This window comes from Microbacterium testaceum, assembly GCF_001476655.1.
In the GTDB taxonomy this organism is placed as follows: Bacteria; Actinomycetota; Actinomycetes; order Actinomycetales; family Microbacteriaceae; genus Microbacterium; species Microbacterium testaceum_C.
Genome location: NZ_LDRT01000200.1, coordinates 1 through 677 on the forward strand (window position 1 = coordinate 1; position 677 = coordinate 677).

The 677-nt window shown below is 69.9% G+C and carries 1 protein-coding gene; it reads left to right on the forward strand.

Annotated features, from left to right (window positions below; all coding sequences use genetic code 11):
• A partial coding sequence (locus tag NS220_RS18275; RefSeq protein WP_346335435.1) for an FBP domain-containing protein occupies positions 1-643 on the forward strand: 643 nt, incomplete at its 5' end.
• Between the last annotated feature and the right edge of the window lie 34 nt (positions 644-677).

Sequence of the window (677 nt, forward strand, 5' to 3'; positions counted from 1 at the left end):
CGGGCACGTGCCCGTGTTCTCGGGCTGTGCCCTCGAGACCCCTCGCCGCAGAGCGGCTGATCGGGGTCGTCCGCTCGCGTGCGGTCGCACCGTGCGCGCCTTCTCGCTGTGCCGTCGACGACGGTCACGCAGCTCCTCGACGGGATCTCTCATGCTCGCTCTCACTCCTGCCTCCGTACGCTCCTCCTTCGTCAATGTCTCGACGCGTGAACGCAACGCGCTCGTCGTCCCCACCGATCTGGCGGCGAACGACTGGGACCGCCTGGACTACTTCGGATGGCGCGACCCCAAGGCTCCGCTCCTCGGGTTCGTCGTCGCCGAGATCGACGGAACCCCGGTCGGTCTGCAACTGCGTCAGGCCGAGCAGCCCACGCGGTCGCGTCCGCAGTGCTCCTGGTGCGCCGACGTGACCCTGCCGAACGACGTCGTCTTCTTCTCCGCTCGGCGAGCGGGCAAGGCGGGTCGGGCGGGAAATACCGTGGGAACCCTTCTGTGCGCGAACTTCGAGTGCTCGCGCAACGTCCGGCGCCTGGATCCGCCGGCGTATCTCGGCCACGATGCCGCCGCGGCACGTGATCGGCGGATCGAGGCCCTGCGCACGCGACTCGACAGCTTCTTCCGCGACGTGCGCGACGGAGCCTGAGCCGAGCTGCGGTGCGCGCGCGTCCGGTCGGTCA